General features: G+C 68.2%; 22 protein-coding genes. 15 read left to right on the top strand and 7 right to left on the bottom strand.

What is annotated here, in order from left to right; all coding sequences use genetic code 11:
- Nucleotides 1-151: 151 nt before the first annotated feature.
- The 7 genes from H4O13_05240 to H4O13_05210 all read left to right on the top strand — a co-directional run bounded on the left by H4O13_05240 (nt 152) and on the right by H4O13_05210 (nt 7,672).
- Nucleotides 152-586: a glycine zipper 2TM domain-containing protein gene (locus tag H4O13_05240; GenBank protein MBE5314792.1), complete on the top strand. Its 435-nt coding sequence runs from the start codon at nt 152-154 to the stop codon at nt 584-586.
- Nucleotides 587-796: 210 nt separating this feature from the next.
- On the top strand, nt 797-1,501 hold the full coding sequence (locus tag H4O13_05235) for an RDD family protein (GenBank protein MBE5314791.1): 705 nt from the start codon (nt 797-799) through the stop codon (nt 1,499-1,501).
- Nucleotides 1,498-2,523 (top strand): stage II sporulation protein M, encoded by a 1,026-nt coding sequence (locus H4O13_05230; GenBank protein MBE5314790.1) that lies wholly within the window; start codon nt 1,498-1,500, stop codon nt 2,521-2,523. The genes H4O13_05235 and H4O13_05230 overlap by 4 nt, the downstream gene beginning before the upstream one ends.
- Entirely contained in the window at nt 2,513-4,177 is a 1,665-nt protein-coding gene (locus H4O13_05225; GenBank protein MBE5314789.1) for a DUF4129 domain-containing protein, read from the top strand. Before H4O13_05230 ends, H4O13_05225 begins: the two co-directional genes overlap by 11 nt.
- Nucleotides 4,174-5,376: a DUF4350 domain-containing protein gene (locus H4O13_05220; protein ID MBE5314788.1), complete on the top strand. Its 1,203-nt coding sequence runs from the start codon at nt 4,174-4,176 to the stop codon at nt 5,374-5,376. Before H4O13_05225 ends, H4O13_05220 begins: the two co-directional genes overlap by 4 nt.
- Nucleotides 5,373-6,374, top strand: coding sequence for a MoxR family ATPase (locus tag H4O13_05215; GenBank protein MBE5314787.1), 1,002 nt, complete (start codon nt 5,373-5,375; stop codon nt 6,372-6,374). The genes H4O13_05220 and H4O13_05215 overlap by 4 nt, the downstream gene beginning before the upstream one ends.
- Entirely contained in the window at nt 6,371-7,672 is a 1,302-nt protein-coding gene (locus H4O13_05210) for a DUF58 domain-containing protein (protein MBE5314786.1), read from the top strand. Before H4O13_05215 ends, H4O13_05210 begins: the two co-directional genes overlap by 4 nt.
- A 23-nt stretch (nt 7,673-7,695) precedes the next feature.
- On the opposite strand, the gene H4O13_05205 is transcribed toward H4O13_05210, so the two are convergent.
- The 4 genes from H4O13_05205 to H4O13_05190 all read right to left on the bottom strand — a co-directional run bounded on the left by H4O13_05205 (nt 7,696) and on the right by H4O13_05190 (nt 15,436).
- Nucleotides 7,696-7,992 (bottom strand): hypothetical protein, encoded by a 297-nt coding sequence (locus tag H4O13_05205; GenBank protein MBE5314785.1) that lies wholly within the window; start codon nt 7,990-7,992, stop codon nt 7,696-7,698.
- Nucleotides 7,985-10,372, bottom strand: a complete 2,388-nt coding sequence (locus H4O13_05200) for an FG-GAP repeat protein (protein ID MBE5314784.1) — start codon at nt 10,370-10,372, stop codon at nt 7,985-7,987. Before H4O13_05200 ends, H4O13_05205 begins: the two co-directional genes overlap by 8 nt.
- Before the next feature lie 253 nt (nt 10,373-10,625).
- On the bottom strand, nt 10,626-13,091 hold the full coding sequence (locus H4O13_05195) for a hypothetical protein (protein MBE5314783.1): 2,466 nt from the start codon (nt 13,089-13,091) through the stop codon (nt 10,626-10,628).
- Nucleotides 13,088-15,436: a right-handed parallel beta-helix repeat-containing protein gene (locus H4O13_05190; GenBank protein MBE5314782.1), complete on the bottom strand. Its 2,349-nt coding sequence runs from the start codon at nt 15,434-15,436 to the stop codon at nt 13,088-13,090. Before H4O13_05190 ends, H4O13_05195 begins: the two co-directional genes overlap by 4 nt.
- Before the next feature lie 202 nt (nt 15,437-15,638).
- Between H4O13_05190 and H4O13_05185 the strand changes: the two genes are divergently transcribed.
- Entirely contained in the window at nt 15,639-16,025 is a 387-nt protein-coding gene (locus tag H4O13_05185) for a hypothetical protein (GenBank protein ID MBE5314781.1), read from the top strand.
- A 108-nt stretch (nt 16,026-16,133) separates the two neighbouring features.
- Here the strand turns inward: H4O13_05185 and H4O13_05180 are convergent, their stop codons facing one another.
- A complete protein-coding gene (locus tag H4O13_05180; GenBank protein MBE5314780.1) occupies nt 16,134-16,787 on the bottom strand; it encodes a hypothetical protein in 654 nt (217 codons plus the stop codon).
- 1,263 nt (nt 16,788-18,050) lie between these two features.
- Here H4O13_05180 and H4O13_05175 point away from each other — a divergent pair.
- Complete coding sequence (locus H4O13_05175) at nt 18,051-18,407, top strand: transposase (GenBank protein ID MBE5314779.1); 357 nt, start codon at nt 18,051-18,053, stop codon at nt 18,405-18,407.
- Here the strand turns inward: H4O13_05175 and H4O13_05170 are convergent.
- Entirely contained in the window at nt 18,404-18,673 is a 270-nt protein-coding gene (locus H4O13_05170; protein MBE5314778.1) for a hypothetical protein, read from the bottom strand. The genes H4O13_05175 and H4O13_05170 overlap by 4 nt on opposite strands.
- A gap of 314 nt (nt 18,674-18,987) precedes the next feature.
- Nucleotides 18,988-19,443, bottom strand: a complete 456-nt coding sequence (locus H4O13_05165) for a GNAT family N-acetyltransferase (GenBank protein ID MBE5314777.1) — start codon at nt 19,441-19,443, stop codon at nt 18,988-18,990.
- Between the two features lie 344 nt (nt 19,444-19,787).
- Between H4O13_05165 and H4O13_05160 the strand changes: the two genes are divergently transcribed.
- The 6 genes from H4O13_05160 (at nt 19,788) to H4O13_05135 (ending at nt 26,826) form a co-directional block, all read left to right on the top strand.
- Entirely contained in the window at nt 19,788-20,339 is a 552-nt protein-coding gene (locus H4O13_05160; protein MBE5314776.1) for a hypothetical protein, read from the top strand.
- A 95-nt stretch (nt 20,340-20,434) separates the two neighbouring features.
- A complete protein-coding gene (locus H4O13_05155; GenBank protein ID MBE5314775.1) occupies nt 20,435-22,006 on the top strand; it encodes a HAMP domain-containing histidine kinase in 1,572 nt (523 codons plus the stop codon).
- Entirely contained in the window at nt 22,003-22,707 is a 705-nt protein-coding gene (locus H4O13_05150) for a response regulator transcription factor (protein ID MBE5314774.1), read from the top strand. The genes H4O13_05155 and H4O13_05150 overlap by 4 nt, the downstream gene beginning before the upstream one ends.
- Nucleotides 22,708-22,744: 37 nt before the next feature.
- On the top strand, nt 22,745-24,085 hold the full coding sequence (locus H4O13_05145) for a hypothetical protein (GenBank protein MBE5314773.1): 1,341 nt from the start codon (nt 22,745-22,747) through the stop codon (nt 24,083-24,085).
- Nucleotides 24,086-24,372: 287 nt separating this feature from the next.
- On the top strand, nt 24,373-24,981 hold the full coding sequence (locus H4O13_05140; GenBank protein ID MBE5314772.1) for an OmpW family protein: 609 nt from the start codon (nt 24,373-24,375) through the stop codon (nt 24,979-24,981).
- Nucleotides 24,982-25,737: 756 nt separating this feature from the next.
- Nucleotides 25,738-26,826 (top strand): SGNH/GDSL hydrolase family protein, encoded by a 1,089-nt coding sequence (locus H4O13_05135; GenBank protein ID MBE5314771.1) that lies wholly within the window; start codon nt 25,738-25,740, stop codon nt 26,824-26,826.
- Nucleotides 26,827-26,832 lie beyond the last annotated feature (6 nt).

The raw sequence follows: 26,832 nt of genomic DNA, 5'->3' as shown, positions 1-26,832 counted from the left end.
TCGGGCTCACACGCGCTGGACTGCACCCCACCGCAGCTGAACGCTGAGCCGGCGAGCTAGCCGGGGTTCAGGCGCCGCGGTTCAGGTTCAAGCCCCGGGCCGCGCGGCGCTCAGCGCGGGCCCGATCCCGCTCAATGCGAAGAGGTTCCCCATGCGTACTCGACTACTGATCACCGCCGTGCTCGCCCTTCTGCTTTCCGCCTGTGTCAGCACCGCGCCGCGCAGCTACGGGCCCAGCGACGGCTACGCACGCTGCTACGACTGCGGCCAGGTCGAGCGCATCGACAGGGTGTACGGCGAGCGCGAATCCACCGGTGCCGGCGCCCTGCTGGGCGGCATCATCGGGGGCGTCCTCGGCAACCAGGTGGGTGGCGGTTCGGGCCGCAAGGCGGCAACCGTGGCCGGCGCGATCGCTGGCGGCGTCGCCGGCAACGCGCTGGAGAAGGATTCACGCTCGGCGCCACGCTACGAACTCTATGTCCTGATGGACGATGGCCGCCGCATCATCGTCACCCAGCCGGAGTTGAACGGCATCCGCGAAGGCAGCTATGTCGTCGTCTCGGGAAACCGCGCGCGCTTGCAGTAAAGCCCACTCACTTCCCTGCTGCCCACTCAAGCCCCGCCGCGCCGCCGCTCGGCGGGGCTTGCTTTTGCAGGGGCCACCGCTACAGTGCGTCGTCGCCGGCGTCCCGCTTTCCGCAGCCGGCCATCTACTTTTTCGGGGACGTTTTGCGGTGTCGATGAGCTTGCTGTGGCCCGCATGCGGCCTACCGATCCTGCGCAGGCGCGTGTCTGCATGACTGCGCGCCCGCTGCTCGACACCCGCATCGAGATCGAAACCCCCGAGGGCATCCGCCTCTATCTGCTGCCGGCCGGCATGGCGCCGCGGGCGATCGCCTGGGTGCTCGATCTGGTTCTTCGGCTCATCGTGCTGTGGCTGCTGGGCCTGGGCCTGTTGTTCATGGGGCGCGCCGGCAGCGGCCTGCACATGATCGCGATGTTCGCCCTGATGTGGCTCTATCCCGTCCTGTTCGAGCTGTTCTGGCGTGGCCAGACGCCCGGCAAAAGGGTGCTCGGCCTGCGCGTCGTGCACGCCGACGGTACCCCGGTAGGCTGGGTGGCATCAGCCACGCGCAACTTGCTGCGCACCTTCGACATGCTGCCTTTCGGCTACGCGGTGGGGGTGGTTTCCAGCCTGCTCGACGGTCGCAGCCGCCGGCTGGGCGATATGGCCGCCGGCACCCTCGTCGTGCATGTACCCCCGCCACCGCGGGCGCATGCGTCGATCGGCGCAGCGCCTGTCGATCCGCCGCCGCTGCAGCGTGGCGAGCGCGAGGCCCTGATCGAGTTCGGCGAGCGCCACGCCCAGCTCAGCGCCGAACGGCAGCTGGAATTGGCCGGGCTGCTGCAGCCGCTCAGCGGTCGCGCCGGCGAAGCCGGCCTGCAGCAGGTGCTCGGCATGGCGGCAGCGCTGACCGGCCAGCGCGGGAACAGCCGATGAAGCAGGCGCAGTTCGAAACCCTGCATGCGGCCGAGTGGCAGCGCCTGGAGACCTGGCTGAGTACCGGCCCGCGGCGCGGCCCACTCCAGGCAGCCACGCCACCGCCGCTGCCCAATGCGCAGCCGGTCGAAGCGCTGGGCGATCTGGAGTTTCCGGCCGCCTATCGACGGCTGTGCCAGCAGCTGGCCCTGGCCGAGCGCCGCGGCTATGGCCAGGCCCTGATCGAGCGCCTGCGCAGCCTGGCCGAACGCGGGCATCTGGCCCTGTATCGCCCGCCGCGCGCGCGCTTCGGCCGCATCGTCGACTTCTTTGCCCGCGAGTTTCCGCAGCGCGTGCGCGCCTGGCGAGGAGTGATGCTGGCGGCGGGCCTGCTCTACTTCGGTCCCTTCCTGGTCTGCCTGGTGCTTCTGCAGTACCGGCCCGAGCTGGCCCCGCTGATCATGGGCCATGAGCTGCTCGGCCAGATGGAATCGATGTACGACCCCGCCGCCAAGCACACGCGGCTGGGGCGCGACAGCGGCTCGGATCTGGAGATGTTCGGGTACTACATCCTCAACAACGTCAGCATCGGTTTCCGCACCTTCGCGATGGGCCTGATCGCCGGCATCGGCGCGGCCTTCGCCCTGGTCTTCAACGGTGTCTTTCACGGCAGCGCCGCCGGCCATCTCACCGCGATCGGTTTCGGCGACCCCTTCTGGCGCTTCGTATCAGGCCATTCCGCGCCCGAGCTGCTGGCCATCGTGCTGTCGGGTGGGGCCGGCCTCAAGCTGGGTCTCAGCCTGCTCATGCCCGGCCAGCGCACGCGCCTGCGCGCCTTCAAAGAAACCGGCATCGACGGCGCACGGATCATCCTCGGTGTCTTCGCCATGCTGGTGCTGGCGGCCTTCATCGAAGCCTTCTGGTCGTCGATCGGCTCGATTCCTGCGCTGGTGAAGTACAGCGTCGGCATCAGTCTCTGGGTGCTGTTCCTCGCCTGGCTGCTGCTGGCCGGGCGCGGCCGTGGGAGCCTGCATGCGGATTGACGATCTCTCCGTGGTGCTGCGCCCGCGCTCGGGATGGGAGGCCGTGGAGCTGGGCTTCGCGCTCACCCGCCGGCATGCACGCGTGGTCTGGCTGAGCTGGCTGGCGACCACCCTGCCCGTCTTCGCCGCGCTCAATGCGGCCGCGTGGTGGCTGGACCTGATGTGGCTGCCGCCGCTGCTGCTGTGGTGGCTGAAGCCAGCCTTCGAGCGCGCGCCGCTGTATGTGCTCTCGCGCGGCGTGTTCGGCGCCGCACCCGGCGTACGCGAAACCCTGCGCGGGCAGTTCCACTTCGCCCGCTCGATCTGGCCCTGGCTGCTGTGGCTGCGCCTGTCGCCCTCGCGCGCGCTGCTGATGCCGGTCGATCTGCTGGAGGGTGTCAGTGGCCCCCTGCGGCGCGCGCGCCGCCAGGCCTTGGCGCGCAATGCCAGCGGCACCGCAGCACTGGTGCTGCTGGTCTGCGCCAATGTCGAGGCCCTGCTGGCCTTGGGCCTGATCGGCCTTGCCCTCTCGCTGACCCCGATCGAGTTCATGGAGCCCGCCGCCCAGGCCCTGTGGGAAACCCTGTTCGAGGCGCCGCCGCTGTGGGCGCAGCTGCTGCTCAACCTGATCTTCTGGATCGGCGCCAGCCTGATCGCGCCCTTCTACGTGGGCGCGGGCTTCGCGCTCTACCTCAACCGCCGCACGCAGATCGAAGCCTGGGACATCGAACTGGGCTTCCGCCGGCTGGTGGCGCGGGTCTCCGGCAGTGGACAGGCGCTACTCGCGCTGCTGGCGCCGCTGCTGTTGCTGCTCAGCCTCTCGCTGGCGGCACCGGCGCAGGCACAGGACGAGGCCGCAGCGGACGCGCCCAAGGTCGAAGAGGCGTTCGATGACTCCGAGCCCAGCCTGCGCACCCGGCCCGAAGAGCCCACCCGCTACGACCATGTCGGCCCGGGCGGATCGAGCGATATCAAGCCGCAGGGCGGAGATCGCCTGCGCCAGGTGTTCGCCCACGAGTATCGCGAGGGTACCGACGCATTCGTGGTGCAGGCGGCCGAGGTCTACGAGCAGGACGCCCTGAGCCCCGTCGACACGCAGACGATCTGGGTGCCGCGCGAGCAGCCGCAGGCGCGCCGTCAGCAGTCGAACCTCGATCTCGGCTGGCTGCACAGCCTGGGTCGAGGGCTCGCCTTCGTGATGGAAAACATCCTCTGGCTGGTCGCCGCGGCCCTGCTGGTCCTGCTCATCGCCACCCACCGGCGCTGGCTGCCTGTGCTGGGCGTGCAGATCGAACGTCGCAGCGGCCCGCGCCTGCGTCACGAAGACGCCGCCCAGGCGCCCGAGCCCCTGCCCGAAAACCTGCTCGAAGCCGCCCAGGCGCTGTGGGCGCAGGGCCAGCGCCGCGCCGCCCTGGCGCTGCTGTACGCCGGCGGCGTCGAGCGCGTCGTCGAAGCCACCGGCGAGCCATTGCCGCCCGGCAGCACCGAGGCCGACTGCCTGCGGCGCGCACGGCGCCTCGGCGCGCAGGGCTTTGGCGCGGTGTTCCCGCGGATCGTGCAGCGCTGGCAGTCGGCGGCCTATGCCAACCGCTTGCCCAGCGAGACGGAGTTCGTGGAGCTGGTGGACGCCTGGCGACGCAGTGAGGCCGATCGGGCCGAAGGCGCGCGCGCATGAGCCGCAGCAACCTTATCGTCGCCGCGCTGCTGCTGGTGCTGGCCGCCTTGGGCGTGTGGTGGTGGCGCACCTTCGAGCTGAAGGAAGTCACCCGCGCACTGCCGCTGAGCGGCGAGGCGCGCATCAACCCCCTGTACGGGCTGCAGCAGGTGCTGCGCGCGCGCGGGCTCACCGTCAACACGCAGGCGGTGTTCCGCGCCGATGCGCTGCCCAAGCCGCCGGGGCTGGTGGTGATGAGCGGCGATTTGCGCGGGCTGTCGTGGAGCGCGAGCGAACAGGTGCTCGCCTGGGTCCACGGTGGCGGCGAGCTGGTCGTGGCGCTGCCGCCCGGTGAGGAGGACTCGGCCCCGCTGCTGGACTTCTTTGATCTGTTCACCGTGCCGGGCTACACCTGCATCGAGTGGGGCTATACGCCACCGCCGGCTGCGCTGAAGGCCGCCAAACGCGCCCGCGGCGGTGCGCCCGAGCTGCCCACGCTCGACGACCTGTTCGACCTCGACGCCGTGCGCGGCCTCGACACGCAGTGGTGCGCCTCGCTGCGCCTGCTGCCGGGCGAGGACTTCGACGACGCTACGTTCGACTGGAGCTGGGGCAATGCCCAGGACGGCTGGCTGCTGGCAGGCCTGCCGCATGGCGCCGGCCGCGTGGTGTTCGCCAGTGATCTGGACTTTCTGAAGACCCGCGCACTGCGCTCGCACAGCCATGCCGCCCTGGCCTGGCAGGTGCTGGCGCCGGCGCTTGAGGCCGAACCGGAAGTGCTGCTGATCTACTCGGCCGACCTGCCGCCGCTGCACGTGCTGATCGTCCGCCACGGCTGGCCGATCCTGCTGCCGTTGCTGCTCGCCCTGCTCATGTGGCTGTGGCTGCGCAGCCAGCGCTTCGGGCCGCTGCAGCCGGAAGTCGCCCAGCCCCGTCGGGCCCTGCGCGAGCACCTGCGTGCCGCCGCCGAGCTGGCCCTGCGCCGACGTCACGGCGCGGCGCTGCTCAAGCCCTTGCGCCAGCGCGTCCTGCAGCGGCTGGCGCTGGCTTCACCCGAGATCGCCGCACTGCCCGCCCGCGATCTCGCCCAGACCCTGGCCACGCGCCACGGGCTTTCCATCCCTGCCGTCGAACAGGCCCTGTTCGGCCTCGGCATCGACCGCCCGGCCGCACTGGCCGAGGCGGTGCGCACCCTTCATCGACTGAGCACTCGCCCATGAGCACCGAAACCCCGCCCGCCGCCGCGCCCGTGCCCACCCTTGGCACCGCCGAGGCCTCGACCATCGTCGCCGCCATCCGCGAGCAGATCGGCGGCGCCTTTTACGGCCAGGAACAGGTGCTGGATGAACTGCTCGTCGCGCTGATGGCCGGCGGCCACGTGCTGCTGGAGGGCGTACCTGGCCTGGGCAAGACCCTGCTGGTGCGGGCGCTGTCGGCCTCGGTGGCGTGCAGCTTCGCGCGCATCCAGTTCACGCCCGACCTGATGCCCAGCGACGTCAGCGGCCACGCCTTCTACGACCCCAAGACCGAGGGCTTCCGCATCCGCCGCGGGCCGGTGTTCACGAATCTGCTGCTGGCGGATGAAATCAACCGCGCGCCGGCCAAGACCCAGGCCGCCCTGCTCGAAGTGATGCAGGAGGGCCAGGTCACCATCGAGTCGCGCAGCTTCCCGCTGGCGCCGCCCTTCATGACCATCGCCACCCAGAACCCGGTCGAGCAGGAAGGCACCTACCCGCTGCCCGAAGCCCAGCTCGACCGCTTCCTGCTGAAGATCCTGATGAACTACCCCAGCCACGCCGACGAAGTGCGCATGGTCGAAGCCGTCAGCACCGGCCGCATCGCCCATGACTTCGACCTCTCGCGCGTGCGTCCGGTGGCGAAGCCCGAGACCCTGCTGGGCCTGCAGCAGGCGGCGGCGCAGGTGCGCGTCGACCCGGTGGTGCTGGATTACGCGGTGCGCATCTGTCGCGCCACCCGCGAATGGTCGGGCCTCGCCATGGGCGCCGGCCCGCGCGGCAGCCTTGCTCTCGTGCGCGCCGCGCGCGCCCAGGCGCTGCTGTCGGCGCGCGATTTCGTCACCCCCGACGACCTGCGCAGCATCGCCAAGCCGGCCCTGCGTCATCGCCTCAGCCTGTCGCCCGAACTGCAGATCGAAGGCCGCCGCATTGATGACGTGCTCGACGCTCTGCTGCTGAAGGTGGAGGCGCCGCGGCAGTGAGGCCCACCCGCCTGCTGGTGCTGGCGCTGGCCTTGCTCGCCCTGCCGGGCGCGGGCTTCGCGTTCGGCCTGATCGGCCCCGGCCCGCTGCTGGGCGCCAGCGTCGCGCTGTTGGCGCTGGCCGCCATCGATCTCGCGCGCCTGCGTCTGCTGCCGGTGCCCGACGTGGAGCGCCGCCTGCCGCGCGTGGTCGCAGTAGGACATCCCTTGAAGGTCGAACTCGCACTGGGCGGTGGGCTGTCCGGCCAACGTCTGGAGATCTTCGACCTGCACCCCGCGCAGTGGCCGGTGCAGGATCTGCCGCAGCGCCTCGCCCTGCCCGAGCAGGGACGCAGCGTGCTGAGCTACACGCTTCATCCCCAGCAGCGCGGCGCCGCCCATTTCGACGGCTGCGCCCTGCGCCTGCACGCGCCCTGGCGGCTGTGGACACGCCTGGTCACGCGCCCGCTGCGCAGCGCAGTTCGCGTCTACCCGGACTTCGCCCGCGTCAGCCATCTCGCCCTGGTGGGCACCGACCGCGCCAGCCGCGTCATCGGCGCGCACCAGCACCGCCGTCGCGGCGAAGGCACCGAGTTCCATCAGCTGCGTGAGTACCGCACCGGCGACAGCCTGCGCCAGATCGACTGGAAGGCCACCCGCCGCGCGCAGAAGCTGATCTCGCGCGACTACCAGGACGAGCGCAACCAGCAGGTGGTGCTGCTGGTCGACACCGGCCGCCGCATGCTCGCGCACGACGGCAGCCTCAGCCACTTCGATCACGCCTTGAACGCCAGCCTGCTGGTCGCTTTCATCGCCCTGCGCCAGGGCGACTCGGTGGGCCTGATGGCCAGCGGCGGCGACACGCGCTGGATGCCGCCGGCGCGGGGCCTGGGCGCGATCGACCGCCTGCTCGACACCGTCTACGACCTGCAGCCGCAGCCTGTCGCCACGGACTACATCGAAGCCGCCATGCAGCTCGGCGCACGCCAGCCGCGCCGCGCCCTGGTGCTGATCGTCACCAATGCCCGCGACGAAGACATCGAAGACCTGCTGGCCGGCGTGCGCCAGCTGCAGCGTCGCCACCTGGTCTGCGTCGCCAGCCTGCGCGAGGCCATGCTGGATGAGCTGCTGGAACAGCCGCCGCAGCGCGTCGACACCGCGCTCGAAGCCAGCGCCGCCGCCCAGTACCTCGACCAGCGCCAGCGCGTCCACACCGCCTTGCGCGCCCAAGGCGCCACCGTCCTCGACGTCACCGCCACCCAGCTGCCCGGCGCGCTGGTCGACCACTACCTGTCGATGAAGCGGGCCGGGCGGCTGTAGGCCCGCGGCACGGTCCCCAAGGCTCAGGGCTGCAGCGACGATGCTGCAAAGTCCTCGCGTCTTGAGTCAGCGTCCGCGACGCGGCGCGCAGTCAGCAACGGCAGGATCGTCAGCAGGCTGCGCATGGCAAGGCCTCCGTGCTGCGGGGTTCGGATCGGCGGCGAGGCGTGGCGACGGGGCGGCTCGAATCGATCGGCGGAAAGCGCAGCGGACGGAACCAGGAAGACCTGCCGAATGCCGCGCGGATCGAGCGCGGCGATGCTCCCGGGACCGCAACCCGGCCGGCGGTGAACATGCGGCGGCGGCAGGTGATCAGTCACCCTCGAATCCATCGCTCAGCAGGGCCGGCTCGGCATAGCGGTACACCGAGCCCTGGGCAAAGAAGTCCACTGCCCTGCGCACCGCGGCGATGAACAGGGTGCCGTCAGCATGGAAGTGAACGCTGCCGCCGAAGCCTTCGTTCGCGCGCGGGTTGAGGTGGGTCAGCTTCTGGGTCTGGGTCCAGCTGCCGCCGACCCGCTCGAACACATAGGTGGCGCCCGGCCCGTCCGGCCCCGGCAGGTCCTCGCAGCCCAGAACGATACGATCGACGCTCAGCGCGGGCGAGTTGCAACCGGTTTGGGAATTGATGTCGGCGGGCAGCAGCGAGGCCTCCGGCAACCAGCTGCTGCCGCTGCGACGATAGACCTGCAGCGGTCGCGCCGCGCCGCCCACAGATGACACCGCAAGCAGATCGCCAGCCAGGGCGATCCTCCAGCCGAAGCGTTGCTCGGCCACATTGCCGACCAGCGCACTCTGCCAGGTCCAGACCCCGCCGCTGCGCACATAGGTGCTGACCTGGCCGGAGTCCGTCGCCGGCGCGTCGGCGGAGTGGTCGTTGAGCACCAGCAGGTCGCCAGCAAGCTGCGGCGTATTGCAACGGCCAGGCAGCACCTGCGTCTGCGTCCAGCTGCCGTCGGCAGCGCGCTGCAGCACCCAGGATTCGGTGGTGAAGCGTCCGCAGACGATCGCGGTTCTGCCGTCGAATGCCAGCCCCGCGCCGAAGCCACCGCTGGCCGCAGGAAAGGTGGCGATCAGCTGCGCTTCCAGCGTCCAGACACCTGCGCTGCGACGAAACGCATAGACCGTGCCGGCTTCGTTGACGCCCGCCACCGTGCGGTTGGGCGCGCCCACCAGCAGCACATCCCCCCGCAGAGCGATGGCTGAGCCGTACTGATCGCCGACCGCGCCATCCGGCGCCAGCAGACGCTGCGGCTGCACATAGTTGCCGGCGCTGTCGCGGCGCAGGACATAGGCCGCGCCGCGGCCCTGCTGCAGGCCCACATCCTCTTCGGGCGCGCCGATTACCAGGGTGTCGCCATCGCTGTCGAGGGCGTAGCCGTAGATGGCATTGGTCAGACCCTGGCCAAGATCCAGCCTGCGCACCGTGCGCGGCACCGGATCACCGAACTCGCCGCCGCGGCCGACCATGACCACACCCTCGCTGGGGTTGCCATAGACCTCGGAGCCGGGCGCGCCGACGAACAGGGTGGGGCCGCTGCGGTCGATCGACACGCTGCTGCCCATGGCGTCGTTGCGAGCGCCAGCGGCGTCGAAGCGCTCGGTGGTCGAGAGCACGCTCTGGAAATTGTTCGCGAACTGCATCACCACCGCCTTGCCGGCAAAGTTGTCGGTGACATCGCTGTCCGGCGCGCCCAGCACGGCCCAGTTGCCGTCGAGCGAGAGGCTGCAGCCGAAGCAGTCGTCCGTGTTCGAACTGAACAGCTGGCGCGGCGTCCAGACGCCGCTGCTGCGGGTGTAGCTGCGCACATGCGCGCCGGCGCTGTTGCGGTTGCGCTGCGAGGACACCAGCAAGCGGTCGGGCGTCGCAGGATTCGCACCGCTGATGGCTACGGCGTGGCCGAAACCGATGCTGTTGGCGAGCTCGGCGTCGGGTTCGAGCAGCCGCGCGGCCTGGTTCCAGGTGTCGCCGGTGAGCTCGAACACGTAGGCGGCGCCGGCATCGGTGAACAGCTGGCCGTTGCCGCTATGGGTCACATCGAACCCGGGCGAGCCGACCGCGATCGCGCCGGCAGCAATCGCGACCGAGTGGCCGAAGCGCTGCAGCGCCTGACTGCCGTTGGGCGTCACCTGGGTCGAGTTCCACGCGCCGGCTTGGTCGCGACGCAGCACACGCAGGAAGCCCGAGCTGAAGTTGGGGTTGCTGACGCTGGTGGCCGGGTGGCCGAACACGGCGATGAAGCCGTCGGTAGCCACGCTCTCGAACAGGTCGCTGCTGCCGGCTGAGAACTCGGACTGCCACTGGCCGGACTGCCAGCGGTAGATGCGTTGCTGGGTGCCGCCGCTGCTGGGGCGATACAGCAGGGCCAGGGTGCCGCCGCCCAGCGCCAGCTTGACCAGGTTTTGCGGCGCGCCCGTATCGAAGCTCAGCACCTGCGCCTGCTCGGTCCAGACACCCGCGCTGCGCACGTAGGTCCGCACCATTGCGCGACGCAGGCTGAGGACCGCCGTGAGGTCGGAGACCACGGCGAGGTCGCCGTCGACCGCCACTTGGCTGCCGAAGCCGCGGGCCGGGGCGCCTTCGCCTGAAGCCTCGGCTACCAGTGTCTGGCGCAGGCTGTAGCTGGCTGCCTGCACGGGGAGAGCGACCAGCGACAGCAGCAGGGTCGCGATCCAGAAGAGAGAGGGTGTGCTGCGCATGGCTCGGCGTCCGCAGGGTGGTCCCTCTGCAGCACGGCAAAAGCCGGCGGCAGGGCTCACTGCCACGCCCGGACTCCAGTGCGCGTGGTACGCAACGGCGCTTTCCGCGAGACCCTGTGCGATCACGGCGCGCTTCGTGGGCGGCTGCATCGGCCATCACGTGCTGGCGGCCTGTTGGCGTTCGCGGCAACCGGGTCGCGCTGCATTCGACACCCAGGCTCACGCCGATTCGCGGCTTGCCTGAGCCCGAGCCTCACTCGAAGCCATCGCTGAACACTGCGACCGGCGGTTCCGCGAAGACGTAGACCGCGCCCTGGTACTCGAACGTGGACGATTCCTCCGGGGCTGCGACCACCAGCGAACCGTCTTCGGCGAAAGCCATGACGCTGCCGAAGTACGACTGCGTCACCGGGCTCGAGGCGACCAGTCGCTGCGCCTGCTGCCAGCTGCCGAGCTGCCGCTCGAACAGGAACACCGCGCCCTGCTGGTTGACCGTGACCGTGTGGACGATCGCCGCGACCGCGATCCGCTCGCCGCGCACCGCGACGTGCTGCACCGCTTCGTTGGCGCCGAGGCCGGACGGCAGCAGGCTCGCCTCCGGGAGAAACTGCGTCCCGCTGCGTCGGCGCACGACCACCGGCGTGTTTGGCCGGTAGCTCGCGACGGCGAGCAAGCCCCGGTCGATCCCGAGGTCGTAGCCGTAGCCCTGCGGGCTCGGCGTGTTGCTGCCGTTGTCGGAGGTGCCGACGAACTGCCACTGGCCGCCCTGGAAGGCGAACGTGCGGACAAGCCCGGCCTCCACGCCACCGAGGTTGCCGTTGGCGTTGTGCGAGCCGATCACCGCCAGCCCGTCGTCCCAGCCGCCGTCACTCATGCGCGAGGCCGCGGCGGCCAGCCCGAAGGTCCAGCTGCCGTCGGGCTGCCGGGTCGCGATGTCGACGCCGACGTCGGCGCTCGACCCACCCGGCGGCGGCGGGCAGATTCCGCCGATCATGGCGCGCGTGCCGTCGAATTCGATCCGCCGACCGAAGGCGCGGCGCTGGGTGCTGTTGCAGGGCGAGAGCAGCACGCGCTCGACGTTCCACACGCCAGCGCTGCGGCGGTAGACATAGACCGCACCGGCGTCCACGCCATTGGTGTCCACGTTCGGCGCGCCGACCAGCAGCAGATCGCCGTGGACCGCCACGCCCTCGCCGAAGAAATCGGCCGCGAAACCCTGCGGATTGCCGATACGCGTCGGCGGCGCGTAGGTGCCATCCGGGTGTCGACCATAGACATAGACCGCGCCCACCGCGGGCAGCGCGCCGGATGCCTCGCCAGGGGCGCCTACGACCAGGGTGTCGGCCTGGGTCGACAGCGAGCGGCCGAACAGGGCGATGGTGAGTCCCTGGCCGAGCGGGAACACGCGCTGTAGGGCAGGAAACGGCGTCCCTGCGCTGCCGATCGACATCAGCACGGCGCCCTGGTCCGTGTTGCCGTCGACATCGGTCAGAGGCGCGCCGACCAGAACGGTCGGGCCCTCGCGGTCGATCGCGACCGCAAAGCCGGCGAGCGCCTCGGCCTGCGCCGCCGGATCGCCGCGCTGCACGAAGGTCGCCGCGGTGAAGTTGGCATTGAAATCCACGCCGTAGACCACGCCCGCGTTGACCGCGCCCAGATCGAAGCGCCTCGCGCCGATCACCGCGACATCGCCGTCCAGACTGATCGTGGCGCCGAACTCCTGCGCCGCCTGGGTCACCGGCGGGGTGATCGTGAACGACGACACCCAGGTCTCGACGCTTCGGCGATACGCATACACCCGGCCGGCGCCCGCGTTCTCGTAGCTGGCGATCAGCATGCGGTCGGGCGTGGCTTCGTTCAGCCCGCTGATCGCGACTTCCATGCCGAAGCGACCGCCGGCGCTCGGCGTGGGTGCGGTGAATCGACTGGCCTGGCTCCAGGTGGATTGCGTGAGTGCGAACACATAGGCCGCACCGGCGTCATCGAGTCCATTGACCGGCTCGGTTTCCGCGCCGACCAGGGCGGTGCCGGCAGCGAGCGCGACTTGACGGCCGAAGCCGGCTTCGAGGATCGACGGCGTCGCCGTCAGCGTCGAACCGGTGTCCCAGGTGCCGGCGCTTTCGTCGAGCGTCATGGTGAAAACCCTGCCGCGACCACCCAAGCCCCCGGGGTCGCCCACCAGGGCGCGTGGGCCGGCGATGGCGACCGAGGCTCCGTAGCTGCTCCCCGCTGCGGTAGCGCCGAACTCCGACACCCATCCGGTAGCGGTGGCTCTCAGAACGCGCACGCGTCGACCGCCGCCATTGGCGATCTCGGCGCCGTAGATCAAGCGCCCTTCGCTGAGCGCCAGATCATCAATGGACTCGGTCGCCACCCGCCGATCGAGCTCAGGCGCACGCTGCCAGACGCCGGCGACGCGCCGGTAGCCGCGCAGCAGGGAACCCATGCGTCGCTCGGCCACCACGGCGAGATCACCGTCGATGGCGACCTGTCCACCCATCAGCAGATCGGGTGCGCCCTCGCCCCGTGCGGGCGCGCGCAGCACCTGCTGCTCGCTCAGGCTCTGTGCCGCCGCCAACGGCGAGGCCAGCAGGCCTGCCGCGCTGAGCAGGGCGATCAGGCCGATGCGCCTGCGCGCAGATCGGCCAGCCGCGCCGCAGGATACTGTCGCTGTCGACGCGACGCGCGCTTGCTCACCCACCCCTGTGGGCCGGCTCATGGCTCGAAGCCATTCGAAAAGAGATCGATCACCTGGTAGGCAATGCAGGCCGAGTACTCGCTGGACGCGCCGTCGTCGGGGCCGCCGCGTTCAGCCGCGATCGCGGTCAGGAACCGGCCTTCGAAGTTGCTGGTCGTGGTGACGTTCGCGGTGAAGCTGGTCGTGCCGTCCTCGGACGATGTGCCGTTGCTGATGGTCGCCACCACGGCGCCGACGAAGTCACGCCCCTCACCATGGCCGCTCGCATCGCAGCTGCTCGAGCGATACACGGTGATCTCGTAGCTGCCGTTGGCCGACTGAAGCGTGCCCGACACCGAGCCGGCATCAATGCCGCCCGCGGCGCTGACGAGGACCGGGTAGTTCTGGCCACGGTTCCCCGGTGTGCCGGTGTCGTTGCGGATGGGGTTGACGCCATTGGGGTAAACGTTGATGCCGAGCTCGCCGTTGGCGTAGGTGCTGTTCAATCCGTAGTCGGCGATGCCCGCGTCGCGCCCCACACTGATGCCATCGCCGGCGTTGTAGGCGACGCTGTTCTGCCGCAGGAAAAACCGCTCGCCAGCGCTGAACCGGATTCCGTCGTTGCCGTTGCCGGCCGAGCCCTGCATGCCGGCCTGGGCGCGTCCGACGAAGTTTCGGTCGATGCTGGCAACCGACAGCGCGCCGTCGACGCGGATGCCGAAGGAATCGTTGTGCCCGATGAAGTTGCCGTCGATGGAATCGGACTGCCCGTTTTCGACCTCGATGCCGATGCCGTTGCCCACGTCGCCCGTGCCGTTCTTGCTGAGGCCGATGAAGTTGCCCAGCACCCTGCGGCCGGTTCCCGGCCCCAGGCGCACACCGGCGACGCTCGCCCGGCCGATGATGTTGCGGTCCGCTGGATCGATCCCGCCGATCCGCGTGCCGGTGGCACCGTCGACCGTGATGGCGTACTGCGGAACCGAAGGCTCGAAGATCGAAGTCCCGGTGTTGAAGGCATTGCCGATGATCGTCGCGCTTCCGGCGCCGCTGACCCGGATCTGCGCCTCGGTCGCACGGTAGAAGGCAAGGCCGCGGATGAAGACCTCCTGGCTTGGTCCGGGCGTGAGGTTGAGCGTTCGCACGCCGTTGCTCGCCAGCACCACGCAATGCACGCTGTCGTCGCCATCGGCGTCCGAGTCGCCGAGCGTGTTCTGCGCGCTGCCTGGCTGCGAGAACCCGTCGATGGACAAGGTGGTGCTGATGGTCGGCAGCGGCGTGGCCAGGCTGATGACGCGCGGGCAGACGCCGGCGAGGTTGAACTCGATGGTTTCCGCGACAGCGGTGACGTTCGCGTCGAGAATCGCCTGGCGCAGCGTGCCGGGACCCGAGTCGGCACTGCTGGTGACGGTGAGCGTGTCGACGTCGCTGATCGTGGCCTCGCGCGCGCCGCGGTCGACGCGGCTGCCGATCCGGCGCGGACTGCCGGCGAAATCGAAGCTCGGCAGGCCGCCGGCAATGTTGTTGCTGCCGGAGTTGATCAGCGGTGAGCCCGCCTGCGGCACGAAGGCCGCGTCGAACATCGGATCGATCACCAGATCGTTGTCGAACTCCGGTGAGGCGCTGCCACCGCCGATGTAGGCGAAGCCACCGTCCAGCGCGTTGTGGTTCACCGTAACCACACCGTCGACGATCACGATGCCGCCGGACGTATACGTGCCATCCAACACGTTGTTGCGCACGCGGACGGTACCCACCGTGCCCGAGACACGCACGCCCTCGGTACCGCCGACGAAGGTGTTGTTGTGGATGTCGGCGACGAAGGGCGCACTCGCGGTCGACCGGTCGAGTTGGAAGCTGCGCTGCAGCGAGCCGGCGACGATGTTGTTCTCGACCCGCACGTTCTTGTCGCGCACGCGCACGATCGGACCGAAGTCGTTGCTGACGAACCGGTTGCGCTGCAACCTGATGTCGCCCACCACGCTGCTGCTGTTGCCCAGGTCCTGCAGCACCACACCGTCGAGGCGATCAAAGGTCAGGCGCTCGACGGTCAGGTCGCTGTCGAGCGGTTTCAGCACGATGCTGTGCTGGCCCGGGGTGGCGCTCATGATCCGGCTCGATCCAGGGCAGTTCGACTGCAGCAGGCAGTTTTCCGTCCAACCGCCGAGCACGCTCAGCCTGCCGTTGATGACGAGATCGAGGCTGCTGGTCAGGGTGAACGTGCCCGCGCGCAGGCGAACCACGTCGTCCTCCGCGCTTTGCGCAGCCGAAGCCAGAGACTGCAGCAGCTCCTGGGTGGTGTCAGCACACCAGGTCGCCGCCTGGACAGGCCCAGCCAGCAGGGCGAACAGCGGGAACACGGTGGCGGCAGGTACGGCGGACAGGCGCATCGCAGGCTCCTTCAGGCAGCGGATGCCTGTTGAAACGCGAAACGCCTAGATCAGGGCTCACGTGCACGCACAGCGCCTCGACCGGGCGCTGAGCAATCACGCCGTGGTCGAAGGGCTCCGAAGCAGCCGCGCGCTTGCGCCGCCGCCAGCACGCGCGAGCGCATCGAGAAGCCCTGGAGCAGTCGCTCTAGAGGGTCGGCTGATGCGCCTGTCCGACATCGCCGATCAGATCGAACCCGCGTTGGCGGAGGACGACGGCATGCGACTGAGCTGCGACATGCGCCGCGACCTGATGCGGATCGTCATCAATGCCCGCGACGAAGACACCGCGGACCTGCTGGCCGGCGTGCGTCAGCTGCAGCGTCGCCACCCGGTCTGCGTCGCCAGCCTGCGCGAGGCCATGTTGGATGAGCTGCTGAAGCAGCCGCCGCAGCGCGTCGACACCGCGCTCGAAGCCAGCGCCGCCGCTCAGTACCTCTCGACCAGCGCCAGCGCGTCCACACCGCCTTGCGCGCCCAGGGCACGATCGTGCTCGACGTCACCGCCACCGAGCTGCCAGGCGTGCTGGTCGACCACTACCTGTCGATGAAGCGGGCCGGACGACCGTAGGGCCGGAACACCGCCGCCCAGGGCTCAACACCGCAGCGCCCATTCAGACCGACCATTGCCTTCGGACTGGGCGGCCGGAGGTCGGCACTCAGACGAAAGCACGCCACAAGTAAAACGCAAGGGCGATTGCCCAAAGCGCAAACACGACGAGCAGAACACTCAGCAGCAAGCCCGTTGCCGCGGTAGGCCAGAACCTGTGCCATCCCGATGCGCGTGCCAATAGCCCGAAAAACGTACCGCCGTTCAGCACCGGGAACGGAAGAAGATTCAGTGCGGAATGCTTGGCTGCGACCACACCGAACACCAGCAATGCTGGCGAGTCTTTCAGGAACTGTTCTGCGCCACTGAGCATTCGCTGCGCCTCGGAGAACGGCGAAACTGCCCCAGTCAGGAGTTGCTGAGGCAACTCGGTGAACTCTGTCACTGCCTGCTCCGAGAGACAGAGCCAAGAGAGAACGAACACCGAGAGAGGCCCAAACAGTGAAAGCAGCAAGCGCTGGTGCAAGGGAGCATTCTCAAAGGCGGTGGTTGGAGAATCGGCTGACGCATCGGCGGCGTCGGCAAACCTCACGAAGCCTGAAACCGGAAACAGACCCAGACGAACGCGACTCGACCAGAACACCGTCGGCCCAACGCCAAACGACAACTGTAGAACCGGAATCCTGAAGGCGTTGGCCAATCCAAAGATCGCGTAGAGTTGAAGCAAGGAACAGGTGGTCAACGCGACGAACAATAGAAGCATGGGGGATCCATCTTTATCGAATGTCTTGGGCTGAGGACCGAGCTGAATTTTGAGGTTGCCAAGCGTGGGCACCCGAACGAATGGCACAGCTTCGCGGATTCCATCCTGACAAGAGCCATTGCGCTCGAAGAAGCTGAATACACGAATGCAGCCGCCTGCTGAAGCGCACCTGATTAGCTGCCAGGTTCTTGGTTGTTGCCAACACCGAAGTTGACGTATCAGCCTCGCTGCCGAACCTTGCGCGACAAACCAAAACAGCAAACTCGATCTGAATGCATACCAGTGCCGCGAAACCCAGGTAACGAATTACGCCGGCCGAGCTGATGAATTGACGGTGTTCGTCTCAAGCGACATGGCTTGCTGCCCAGATGCCAAGACAGGTCAATCCCATGGCGCCAGGTACGATAGATTTCCCACGCGAGCGATAGCGCCACAAGCAAAGCGCCGGGACCAAAATCGCAAGATCGACGAGAACGCCAGCTTCTAGCAGCTCTGGAATTGACCAGCTGTCCAGCGAAGCGATAGCCATGCTTCCTGCGACAATGACCGCCGCAGCGAGCAGCAACCAATGTGCACGCAGGTGCTGTTGTACTGACTCACAGTGATCGAGACAACGACTCCCAGCAACTCACGCTTGAGCCACGCAGCAGCTCAAGTCGCACAGCGTTTGGACTGTCCGCTTGAGTGAGTCGATGGGACCACTGCCACGCCAAGGTTACTCAGATTCGCCCTGGCATGACGAGGCCGCTTCTGACAGCGAAGTCAGCACCCACGCGCCCTGCTCACGCCGATACACGTAGTTGCGATTTACTCCGCCAATGCACTGCCTGAATGAGAGAGTCGCGCCATCTGGCGCGTATATTCCGGCTGCTAATTCGGTGCAGCGGACAGACCTGCAAGTGGGAACCCAACTTGCTTCACTACCAGCCGGTGACGGAGTCGTGGAACATCCTGCAAGAACCAAAGCCAAAACTGGAATCAAGAATCTCATGGCAACCTCTGATGGGCAAAACACATGAGCTCAGCGAACGCATCAATCGCGAAGCGAGTGACTGGTCCGCTTGAGTGATCGAATGAACTCCCCCCGCGTCGCCACTCGGCCCAGTTGGGCCAGACTGAGGGCCATGGTCCTCAGAGATCGGAATCGCAGGAGGAGTCCGCCATGCATGCTATCGCCATCGCCCCGAACAATGCGACCGCTTCGTCTGCCGCGCGTGTCGCCGTAGACTTCGCCAAGTGATGTCTTCGAGCTGACCTTGGCCGATTCCAGAGCTCGGAACGTCGAGCGCGAGCGGCACCCACAAATTCGACGCCCTCTGCACGACTCTTGGTATCGAGCACCGCCTGACGCGGCCGAAGAGCCCTCAAACGAACGGGATGGTCGAGCGCTTCAACGACCGGATCTCGCACGTGCTCAACACCAACCGCTTCGAGTCAGGCGTGGGTTTGGGGCAGACCCTCGACCGTTACGTCTGGCTCTACAACCACCACGTGCCGCAGAAGGCACTGAACCAGCACACTCCGGCTCAGGCGCTGAAGCGCTGGCAAAGCACCCTCCCGGAACTCTTAACTAAGCAGGTGCGTGATCGTCAGGGACCTGGCAGTTGGGCCTCAGGCTAGAGCAGCGAAATCTGCTGCGCAAGCCAGGACCGGAATTTGGCTTCTGACAGCGGATCGGGAACATGCCCGCATTCGTTCCATCGACGGTCGATGACGGCACTCCAGTCGTCCGCGATTTGAACTAGCGCGGGATGCCCTCCCAAGAACTTCGAAGCGGTAGCCACGTCCCCGACGCGACCATAGAGCTCCTGAATTGAGCATTCCTGTGCCAAGTAGCGCTTTGCCGCGTCAATCATCCGTCGAAATTCGCGAATCTCGGTCGTCATCTTCTTAAAGCCAAGCAAGATTAGACGGAAACCGTCACGACAACACCGCCGAATAACCTGGAGCTTCGTGGCCGGGCGCAAGAAATTCAGTCTGCAATTCAATCGGTTGGGTCAATCGCCACACCGATCACGTCGGCTTAATCAGTCGGCCTAATCTATCGGCGTTTCGCGTTCTCGACGGCTGGGGGATGCTGGCACCGATGGCGTTGAGGTTCAAGCCGGTATCGGCGGTTGTGGCTGGCCTGGCGGTGTTGCCCGCGCAGGCCTTAGAGACTGCGCGTCCTGGGCATGCCTGGGCGGGGACCGCTTTGAGTTCAACACGCCCGCATCAGCCAATACGCCTCTCGCTCGCCAACTCGCTCGAAGCCGTGGCGGGCGTAGAAGCGCTGGGCGCGCGCATTCACCTTGAGCACCTGCAGTTCGACGCCGCGCCCCAGGGCGCGGGCTTGGCCCAGAAGGTCGACAAGCACTGCGCTGCCCAGGCCTTTGCCCTGCGCCTGCGGGCACAGGTAAAGGCGAGCCAGGAACAGATCGGTGGGGCGCCAGCGCAGGGCGCGCAGACCCTGCACTTGGCCGCACTGGAGGATGAAGTCCTGTTCGCCGGGGTTAAAGCTCTGGGCGTGGCGTTGGCGCTGCTCGGCCTCGTTCCACGGCCCCCAGGTCTGCTCGACGTAGCTGCGCATGGCTTCGCGCGTGAGCGTGTAGGCGAGCTCCTGCTCATGCAGGGCGATCGGGCGCAGGGCGTAGCAAGGGCGTGGGGCCGTGCTCATGGGTTCGACGCATGGAGAGTGCGGACAAGGCTGCCGCGATTCGCCTCCCCTGAACAGGGCGAGTGACGGCGCTCGCTGGCTTCGCTCGATCTCCCGGTCCGTGCTGATCGCCAGCCTCGGCCCAACGGCGTCAAGCTCGCATCGGCGCAGAGCGCCTGCGCTCGAAGGGCGCGAGGAAGGGGCCCGTGCTGCCGCTTCGAGGCCTACGCCCGCCTGCCGTTTTCATGCTTCTGTAATGCAAGGCGCGTGCTTGATTCATGCCCGGCGGACGCGCGCGTCATCGCCTTCCGACTTAAATGTCGCCGCACCGGGGCAGCCTTGCCCCCTATCCCCAGAGGTTCTACATGTTCCGTTCCAGCTTCGCCTTGATCGCTCTGTCCCTGGCTGCCAGCGTGTCGGCCAAGGCCCCCGTCTACAACGCCAACGTGACCGAGGCCGAAGTGCTGGCCGCGCAGACCGCGTGGTGCAACGCTCTGGTGTCGATCAGCAAGACCGGCGAGGAGCAGGGTGCGGCCGCTGCCAAGACGCTCGCTGGCCAGGTTCTGGACGCTGCCTACGGCTACAACCTGGGCCCGGTGCTGTTCAAGCCGACCCTGACGGTAGCGCCGCAGACCTTCCGCACCACCCGCGAAGGTGCTCTGGCCTACTTCGTCGGCGGCGACAGCAACTTCCCGAACGACACTGGCTTCGCGCTGAAGGGTTGGACGGCCTGCCGCGCCGAGAATGCCGCCATCCACATCAACGGTGACGTCGCCACCACCATGGGCAACGTGTCGATCACCAACAAGGACGGCACCACCACCACCGTCGACAAGACCTGGACCTTCAAGAAGGACGATCAGGGCGCACTGCGCATCGTGGTTCACCACAGCTCGCTGCCCTTCTCGGGGTCCTGATGACTGTGTGAGGGTTCTGCGCGATCGTCTTGCGCTGGAACCCTCCACCTGCTCCGAGCCCCTTGCGGGCCGGGCGCTGACAGACTGACTTGCTCATGATCCGCACCCGGCTCGCCATCGCGTTTTCTGCCCTCGCCCTGCTGGCGCTGGCGCAATCGGTGTTCGCCTGGTGGGCGGCCTCCACGGCCGCCCACCACGCCGAGCGCAGCGTCAACGCCACGCGCATGCTGGCGGAGTACCTCGAAATTTCGGGCAACAAACAGCGCCTGAAGGTGTGGTTCGCCCAGCGCATGCTGGCCAACGACCCCGCGCCTGACGTTCGCGATGCGCTGATGGAGTCGATGCTCTCAAGCCTCGAAGCCCTGCGTGAGCTGGCGGAAGCGGCGCCCGCCGAGACCCGCGTCATGGAGCGCCGCGAGGTCGAGACCGTGGCGCTCAACATCGCCACGATGGACGCGGCCATCCAGGCCGCCGAGCTGCCTGGCGCTGAACTGACGCCGGCAGAACAGTGGCGAAGAACGCTGCTCGCTTTTGACGAGCTGGCGGGCCGCGACATGCGCATGCTGCTACGCGAGGCGGTCAACCGCCACGAGAGCGCAAGCCTGGAAGCCTCGGCCGAGCTCTCGAAGGCCCTGGCGCGCGTCCGCCAGTACGAGCTGCTGCTGGCGTTCAGCGTCTGTGCCCTGGCCTTCGTTCTGGTGGCCTATTTCGTACGCCGCCTGGATCGCCCCTTCGCCGACCTCACCCGACTCAGCTCGGCGCTGGCGGCGGGTGATTTCAGCGCGCGCAGCCGGGTCAGCGGTCGCGACGAGTTCGCGCGCATCGGCTCCCTGCTCGACTCGATGGCCGAGCGTTTGGCAGCCGCACAGTCGCGCAGCCAGCAGCTGCAGCAGCAGCTGGATGAGCTGGTGGCCGAGCGCACCCGCGCACTGAGCCACGCCTACGAAACGCTGCTCGGTATCGAGGCCCGTCGGCGACAGTTCTTCGCCGAGTTGAGCCATGAGCTGCGCACGCCCGCCACGGTGATCCGCGGCGAGGCCGAGGTCGCACTGCGCAATCGTGGCGACCGGGAAGCGCAGAGCGAAGCGCTCGCGCGCATCATCGACGCCACCAGCGAGCTGGGTGGGCGCATTCAAGATCTGCTCGACGCGGCGAAAGGCGGCCCGCTCGAGTACGCGCTGAATATCCGCACGGAGCGACTGCACGACATCGTCGATGCCGCGGTCCAACAGATGCAGGCGGTGGCGGAACATCGCGATCTGCGGCTGGAGTTCGACACCCGCACGGCGCAGGCCGACTGCTGCGTGGATGCCGACCGCGAGCGGCTGCAGCAGGCCTTGGTGATTCTGCTTGACAACGCGCTGCGCTACTCGCCGGGCGGCGCGCGGGTGAGGGTCGAGATCGCCTCCGACAGCGAGCACTGGCTGATCAACATCGACGACGAGGGCCCCGGCATGAGCTCGGCCGAGCTGGAGCGCGCCTTCGAACCGAACTACCGCGGCGCCGCGGGTGTGCAGCACGCGCCGCTAGGCCAAGGCCTGGGCCTCGCCATCGCGCTGCGCATCGTGCAGGGTCTGGCCGGCAGTATCGAGCTGTTCAATCGTGAGGGCGGCGGTCTGCGTGCGAGCATTGCGCTCCCTATCAGCCCGGCCGAAGGCAACGCATGAGCAAGACCCTGCTGATCGTCGAGGACGACACCCGCGTCGCCGACTTCCTGCTGCGCGGTCTGCGCGCCGAGGGCTATACGCCCACCGCAGTCGGCAGCGCCGAGGACGCCCTGCCCCTGCTGCGGCGCGGCGGCTTTGAGCTCGCTCTGTTCGACGTGATGCTGCCCGGCCAGTCCGGCATGGAGCTGTGCCAACAGATTCGCGCTGAATGTCTGGCCCTGCCTGTGCTGATGCTGACCGCGATGGGCAGCGTGCAGGAGCGCGTCGCTGGTCTGCGCTGCGGCGCAGACGACTACCTGACCAAGCCGTTCGCCTTCGACGAACTGCTGGCCCGCGTCGAAGCGCTGCTGCGTCGACCGCCGCAGTGGGTCGAGCGCGCCGCCGAGCTGGTCGTGGGCGACCTCGTGTTCGACCGCCGCCGCATGGAAGTCCGCCGCGACGGCGTCGAGCTGCCGCTGACCGCGAAGGAGCTCGCCCTGCTGGAGCTGCTGATGAGCGCGCCCGGGCGACTGTTCAGCCGCGAGCGCATTCTGTCCAACGTCTGGGGCATCGATTCCGACCCGCTGACCAACGTCGTCGATGTCTACATCCGCCGTCTGCGCAGCAAGCTCGACAGCCCCGGCCAGACCTCGCGCATCACCACCGTGCGTGGGCTTGGCTATCGACTGGATCCACCGCAGCCCGACGCCGCTTCGGGCTGAGACCCCGCCCTAGTCCACCAACACCCAGGAGCGCTTCATGGCTCAAGTCTCTCGCGTGCCCGCCCGTCGGGCGCTTCCGCTTGCTCTGAGTCTCGGCCTGAGCGGCCTCTCCTTGCCTTTTGCGTGCGCGGCTGCGTCCGACCCCGCGCTGGCCAACGAAGTCGCGGCCCTGCGCGCCGAGCTTGCGCGCCTGCAGACTCGACTGGAGGAACTGGAGGCACGCAGCGCCGAGAGCAGCAGCCGCCCAGCGCAGACCCTCGCAGACGCCGCGACGGCCCGCGCGACGGCCGATGCGGAGACCGTCGCCGAGGTGGAAGCAGGCCCCGGCCTCGATATCGCCGATGACACGGTGGGCCGCAGTTTCGGCATCGGCGGTCGTCTGCACTACGACGTCTATGCCCACAACGAAGGCGCTCGCGCAGCCACTGGCGGCGGCGAGTTCCGACGGGCCCGGGTCAACTTCGACGGCGAAGCGGCCGGCTGGAGCTATCGTCTGCAGGTCGAGCTGTCCGGCGACGCGGTCGATCTGCGCGACGTCTACCTCGAGCGCGCGCTCGGTGGTTCCACCCTCACCCTCGGCCAGTTCAAACCGCATCGCTCGATGGAAGAGCTCGGCAGCTCGAACGATCTCAGCGTGATGGAGCGCGGCTACACCAGCGCCGCCGGCCTGTTCGCCGATCGCCAGTGGCAGCAGGGCGTCGGCGTGCTCACCCCGCTGCGTGCAGGCTCGCTCGGCCTGTCGGTGTTCAGCCTGCTCGAGGACGACACCGCCCGCAACGAGGGCTGGGGCGCGGCCGCGCGCGCCACCTGGGCACCGCTGCGCGAGGACACGCGGGTGCTGCACTTCGGCCTCTGGGGCAGCCAGGAGCGCGGCGGCCGCAACACGCCATCGGTGGACATCGGCGCCGCCTTTGCCGGGCGTCGCGGGCCCTCGGCGCTGATCTTCAAGAGCGCGCAGGGCAGCGACTTTGACGTGCGCAGCGCGGGCCTTGAATTCGCCGGTCGACTGGGCGCCTTCCACTGGCAGTCCGAATGGGCGCGCGCCTCGGTGGCCGGCCCGCTGTCCGAAGGCGAGCTGGACGCGGCCTACCTGCAGGCGGGCTGGGTGTTCGGCGGCAGCGGCCGCGAATACGAGCTTGACGAAGGGCTGTTCGGCGACATGCAGGACATCGGCAGCGGCCGCTGGGAGGCCGTGGCGCGGGTCGATCGCATCCTGCTGCGCGACAGCGACTCCATCGAAGCGCGCCGCCTCGTGCTGGGCCTCAATCGTTACGTCACTGACGAGCTGCGACTCATGCTGAACTGGGTCCGCGGCGAGGATCGGCGCATCGACGACCGCGCCGGCCAGCTTGGGCTGCGCCTGCAGTACGTCTTCTGAGCGGGCGCTTAAGCCTTCGCCCGCGGCATCGGCGCGACGGCGCATCCACGCGGCCTCGCGGGAACGCCACGGTGCAGGCGCGCAAGGCCGTCCGGGGCGTCATGCGTCTGTCATCAAGACTTAATCCGCGCCGGTCCCGCGGTTCATCCCGCGCGAACTCACGCATCACTGGCGGCAGCGCGAAATGCGCGCACCGCGCTCACACCGAATCGATCGCGGCCACGCTTCGCTGCCGCGAGATCCCGCGGCATCCACGAGGCCAACACTCTCTCCCTCATGAGGTCCACATGCATTTCCTGAAGCCTGCTCTGATGCTCGGTCTGCTTGCCACCGCCGGCAGCGCGGTCGCCGATGACGCCTGGTTCGTGCGCGCCGGCGTCCACAACGTGGATCCGAAGTCCAACAACGGCAGCTTGGCCGGTGGCACGCTGCAGGCGAGCATCGGCAGCGACTTCCGCCCGACGCTCGCGGTCGGCCGCTTCCTCAACGATCGCTGGGCGCTTGAACTGCTCGCCGCCCTGCCCTTCGACCACGAAGTGCGCTTGAACGGCGCCAAGGCGGCGGACTTCAAGCACCTGCCGCCGACGCTCAGCCTGCAGTACTACCTGGGCGAGGCCGGCGGCTTCCGCCCCTTCATCGGCGCGGGCCTCAACTACACCTGGACCTTCGACCAGCGCGAGACCGGGCCGATTGCCGGGACCCGCCTCAAGATCGGCAACTCGGTGGGCGCGGCGGCGCAGGCAGGCTTCGTCACCGAGATCACCGACACCTTGCACCTGGTCGGCGAAGTGCGCTGGGTGGACATCGACGCCAGCGTGTCGGTGAACAGCACCCGCGTCGGCACCGTGGAGGTGGATCCGCTGGTCTACGGTCTCTCGCTCGGCTGGCGCTTCTGAGCCGCACGAGTGTCCGGGAAGACGAGCTTCTGACAAGCCAAGCGTCTGAAAGGCCAAGCAGCTGGCAAGCCGAGCTGCTGAAAAGCAGTGCACCGCCTTGGTGGCTGACGAGGCCGTGCAGGCCCAGCCGCTTCATGACTTGAACACCCCGCTCGGCCGAGTTTGGCGTCTGCCGCTCGGCCGAGCCTGCTTTGGGCGCTGCAGCGTCTCGCGCAGCGGCGACACGCGAGCCTGCCCCGGGGCGAGTCTCTGCCCTGCGCTGCGGGCACCCCGCGTTTCGACCCTGCTGAGCGCCGATGCAAGACCGCGACGTGAGCGTGCAGCCGCGTCGAAGTTCCGGTTTTCAGGCGACGCCCGAACGGCTTGACGCGCGCACTCGCCGCGCGGACGGGTTGGATTGCACGGCAATCGCAGCGCGCCCTCTGATTTTCTGCTGCAGCACGACCGGCGCGCGGATGTTGCAGCGCGAAGCAGTCACCCCAGCGCCATGTTCCCGCAATCCTCAAGGTCTCTACTGCGCATCGCCGGCCGGTTTGCGGCAGCGCAAAACAGACCGCAGCGCAGCACGCGGTGCGCAGACCGGAACGCTGTGCGCTGCGTCATGGAATCTCGTTGACGCTGTTCGCAACCCGACGCTAGCGTACGGCCCGGCCTTGGGGGGAACGCCTGCAACAGGCGCCAGGCCATTGTTGGTCGAGTGAACACAAGCGGGGCGAGCAGCCCTGCGTCGCACACCACAACATCGAGGGGAACATCATGCACAAGCGACTCCGCGGCCTTGTCCGCACCGGCCTGCCCGCGTTGGGGCTGGCTGCGCTCAGCGCCAGCGCCTTCGGCAGCACCCTGAACCAGAACGTCAGCTGGACGGTCGACCGCGCCGGCACCACCGCCAAGTATCGCGTGGTCGCCTACGGCGATTCGATCTACGCGGGCTACAACGGCTCGGTCAGCAATGCAGCGCGCTATGCGGCTCCGACCGTTCAGTCCGAGTACCTTGCGGCGCAGTGGAACGCGGACATCGAGAACATCCGCCGCACCAAGTCCGGCGCGATTGCCTCCGACGTCTACCAGAACAAGATCGTGGCCGAGCGCAGCTTCATGCAGGCGGCCTCGACCCGCGTGGTGACCTTCGAGATGTGCGGCAACGACGGCCTGCAGGCGCGCTCTGCCTTCAAGTCGCAGACCGGCACCTGCAACTACAGCGGCCTGACCAATGCCGTGAACCAGTGCAAGACCTACGTGGCCGCGGCGATGGACTACATCAACACCAACGCCCATCCCAACACCCGGCTCAAGGTGATTAGCAACCTGTACTACCCCGGCTTCAACGCCGACAACGTGCAGAGCAGCTGCCGCGACCCCAACACCGGCGCCACCGTAAATCTGCGCGACCGCTTCCTGCCGGCACTGGTGACGATGAACTACTGGATGTGCGAGTACGCACGCCAGAAGGGCTTCCAGTGCAATGACAGCTTCGCCCAGTACATGGGCGCGGACTACGACAGCAACGGCGACGGCCGGGTCGATTCGGACGCGCTGCGCTACGTGCCCGGCGAGAGCGAGGCCGCCTACGTCGCCCGCATCACCGGCAGCCTGCGTCCGACCCTGCGCGATGCGAACACGCACTTCGTGTCGGCCAGCACCAGCTTCGACTACATCCAGTCGGACGACGTGCATCCCACCTTCACCGGCGGCACCGTCAGCGCCGGCCTGTGGGGCGGCAGCACCGGCACCGGCGCGGCGCGCTACACGAGCTTCAGCGGCGGCCGCAGCCCGATCTGGAACCAGCTGGGCCATGAGCGCATGGGCTGGGGCCTGTCGCAGTACAACCCGGTCGCGCCCTGAGGCGCG

The organism is Lysobacterales bacterium (assembly GCA_014946745.1).
GTDB lineage: Bacteria > Pseudomonadota > Gammaproteobacteria > Xanthomonadales > Xanthomonadaceae > Aquimonas.
This window is presented reverse-complemented; position numbering and strand designations above follow the sequence as displayed.

Bases quoted from the DNA above. Each gene is read 5' to 3' on its own strand.
- H4O13_05165 (MBE5314777.1), bottom strand. From the start codon at position 19,443: ATGAGCACGGCCCCACGCCCTTGCTACGCCCTGCGCCCGATCGCCCTG.
- H4O13_05145 (MBE5314773.1), top strand. From the start codon at position 22,745: ATGGCTCAAGTCTCTCGCGTGCCCGCCCGTCGGGCGCTTCCGCTTGCT.
- H4O13_05220 (MBE5314788.1), top strand. From the start codon at position 4,174: ATGAGCCGCAGCAACCTTATCGTCGCCGCGCTGCTGCTGGTGCTGGCC.
- H4O13_05190 (MBE5314782.1), bottom strand. From the start codon at position 15,436: ATGCGCCTGTCCGCCGTACCTGCCGCCACCGTGTTCCCGCTGTTCGCC.
- H4O13_05240 (MBE5314792.1), top strand. From the start codon at position 152: ATGCGTACTCGACTACTGATCACCGCCGTGCTCGCCCTTCTGCTTTCC.
- H4O13_05170 (MBE5314778.1), bottom strand. From the start codon at position 18,673: ATGACGACCGAGATTCGCGAATTTCGACGGATGATTGACGCGGCAAAG.
- H4O13_05185 (MBE5314781.1), top strand. From the start codon at position 15,639: ATGCGCCTGTCCGACATCGCCGATCAGATCGAACCCGCGTTGGCGGAG.
- H4O13_05135 (MBE5314771.1), top strand. From the start codon at position 25,738: ATGCACAAGCGACTCCGCGGCCTTGTCCGCACCGGCCTGCCCGCGTTG.
- H4O13_05230 (MBE5314790.1), top strand. From the start codon at position 1,498: ATGAAGCAGGCGCAGTTCGAAACCCTGCATGCGGCCGAGTGGCAGCGC.
- H4O13_05180 (MBE5314780.1), bottom strand. From the start codon at position 16,787: ATGCTTCTATTGTTCGTCGCGTTGACCACCTGTTCCTTGCTTCAACTC.
- H4O13_05160 (MBE5314776.1), top strand. From the start codon at position 19,788: ATGTTCCGTTCCAGCTTCGCCTTGATCGCTCTGTCCCTGGCTGCCAGC.
- H4O13_05140 (MBE5314772.1), top strand. From the start codon at position 24,373: ATGCATTTCCTGAAGCCTGCTCTGATGCTCGGTCTGCTTGCCACCGCC.
- H4O13_05225 (MBE5314789.1), top strand. From the start codon at position 2,513: ATGCGGATTGACGATCTCTCCGTGGTGCTGCGCCCGCGCTCGGGATGG.
- H4O13_05215 (MBE5314787.1), top strand. From the start codon at position 5,373: ATGAGCACCGAAACCCCGCCCGCCGCCGCGCCCGTGCCCACCCTTGGC.
- H4O13_05150 (MBE5314774.1), top strand. From the start codon at position 22,003: ATGAGCAAGACCCTGCTGATCGTCGAGGACGACACCCGCGTCGCCGAC.
- H4O13_05200 (MBE5314784.1), bottom strand. From the start codon at position 10,372: ATGCGCAGCACACCCTCTCTCTTCTGGATCGCGACCCTGCTGCTGTCG.
- H4O13_05235 (MBE5314791.1), top strand. From the start codon at position 797: ATGACTGCGCGCCCGCTGCTCGACACCCGCATCGAGATCGAAACCCCC.
- H4O13_05155 (MBE5314775.1), top strand. From the start codon at position 20,435: ATGATCCGCACCCGGCTCGCCATCGCGTTTTCTGCCCTCGCCCTGCTG.
- H4O13_05195 (MBE5314783.1), bottom strand. From the start codon at position 13,091: ATGAGCCGGCCCACAGGGGTGGGTGAGCAAGCGCGCGTCGCGTCGACA.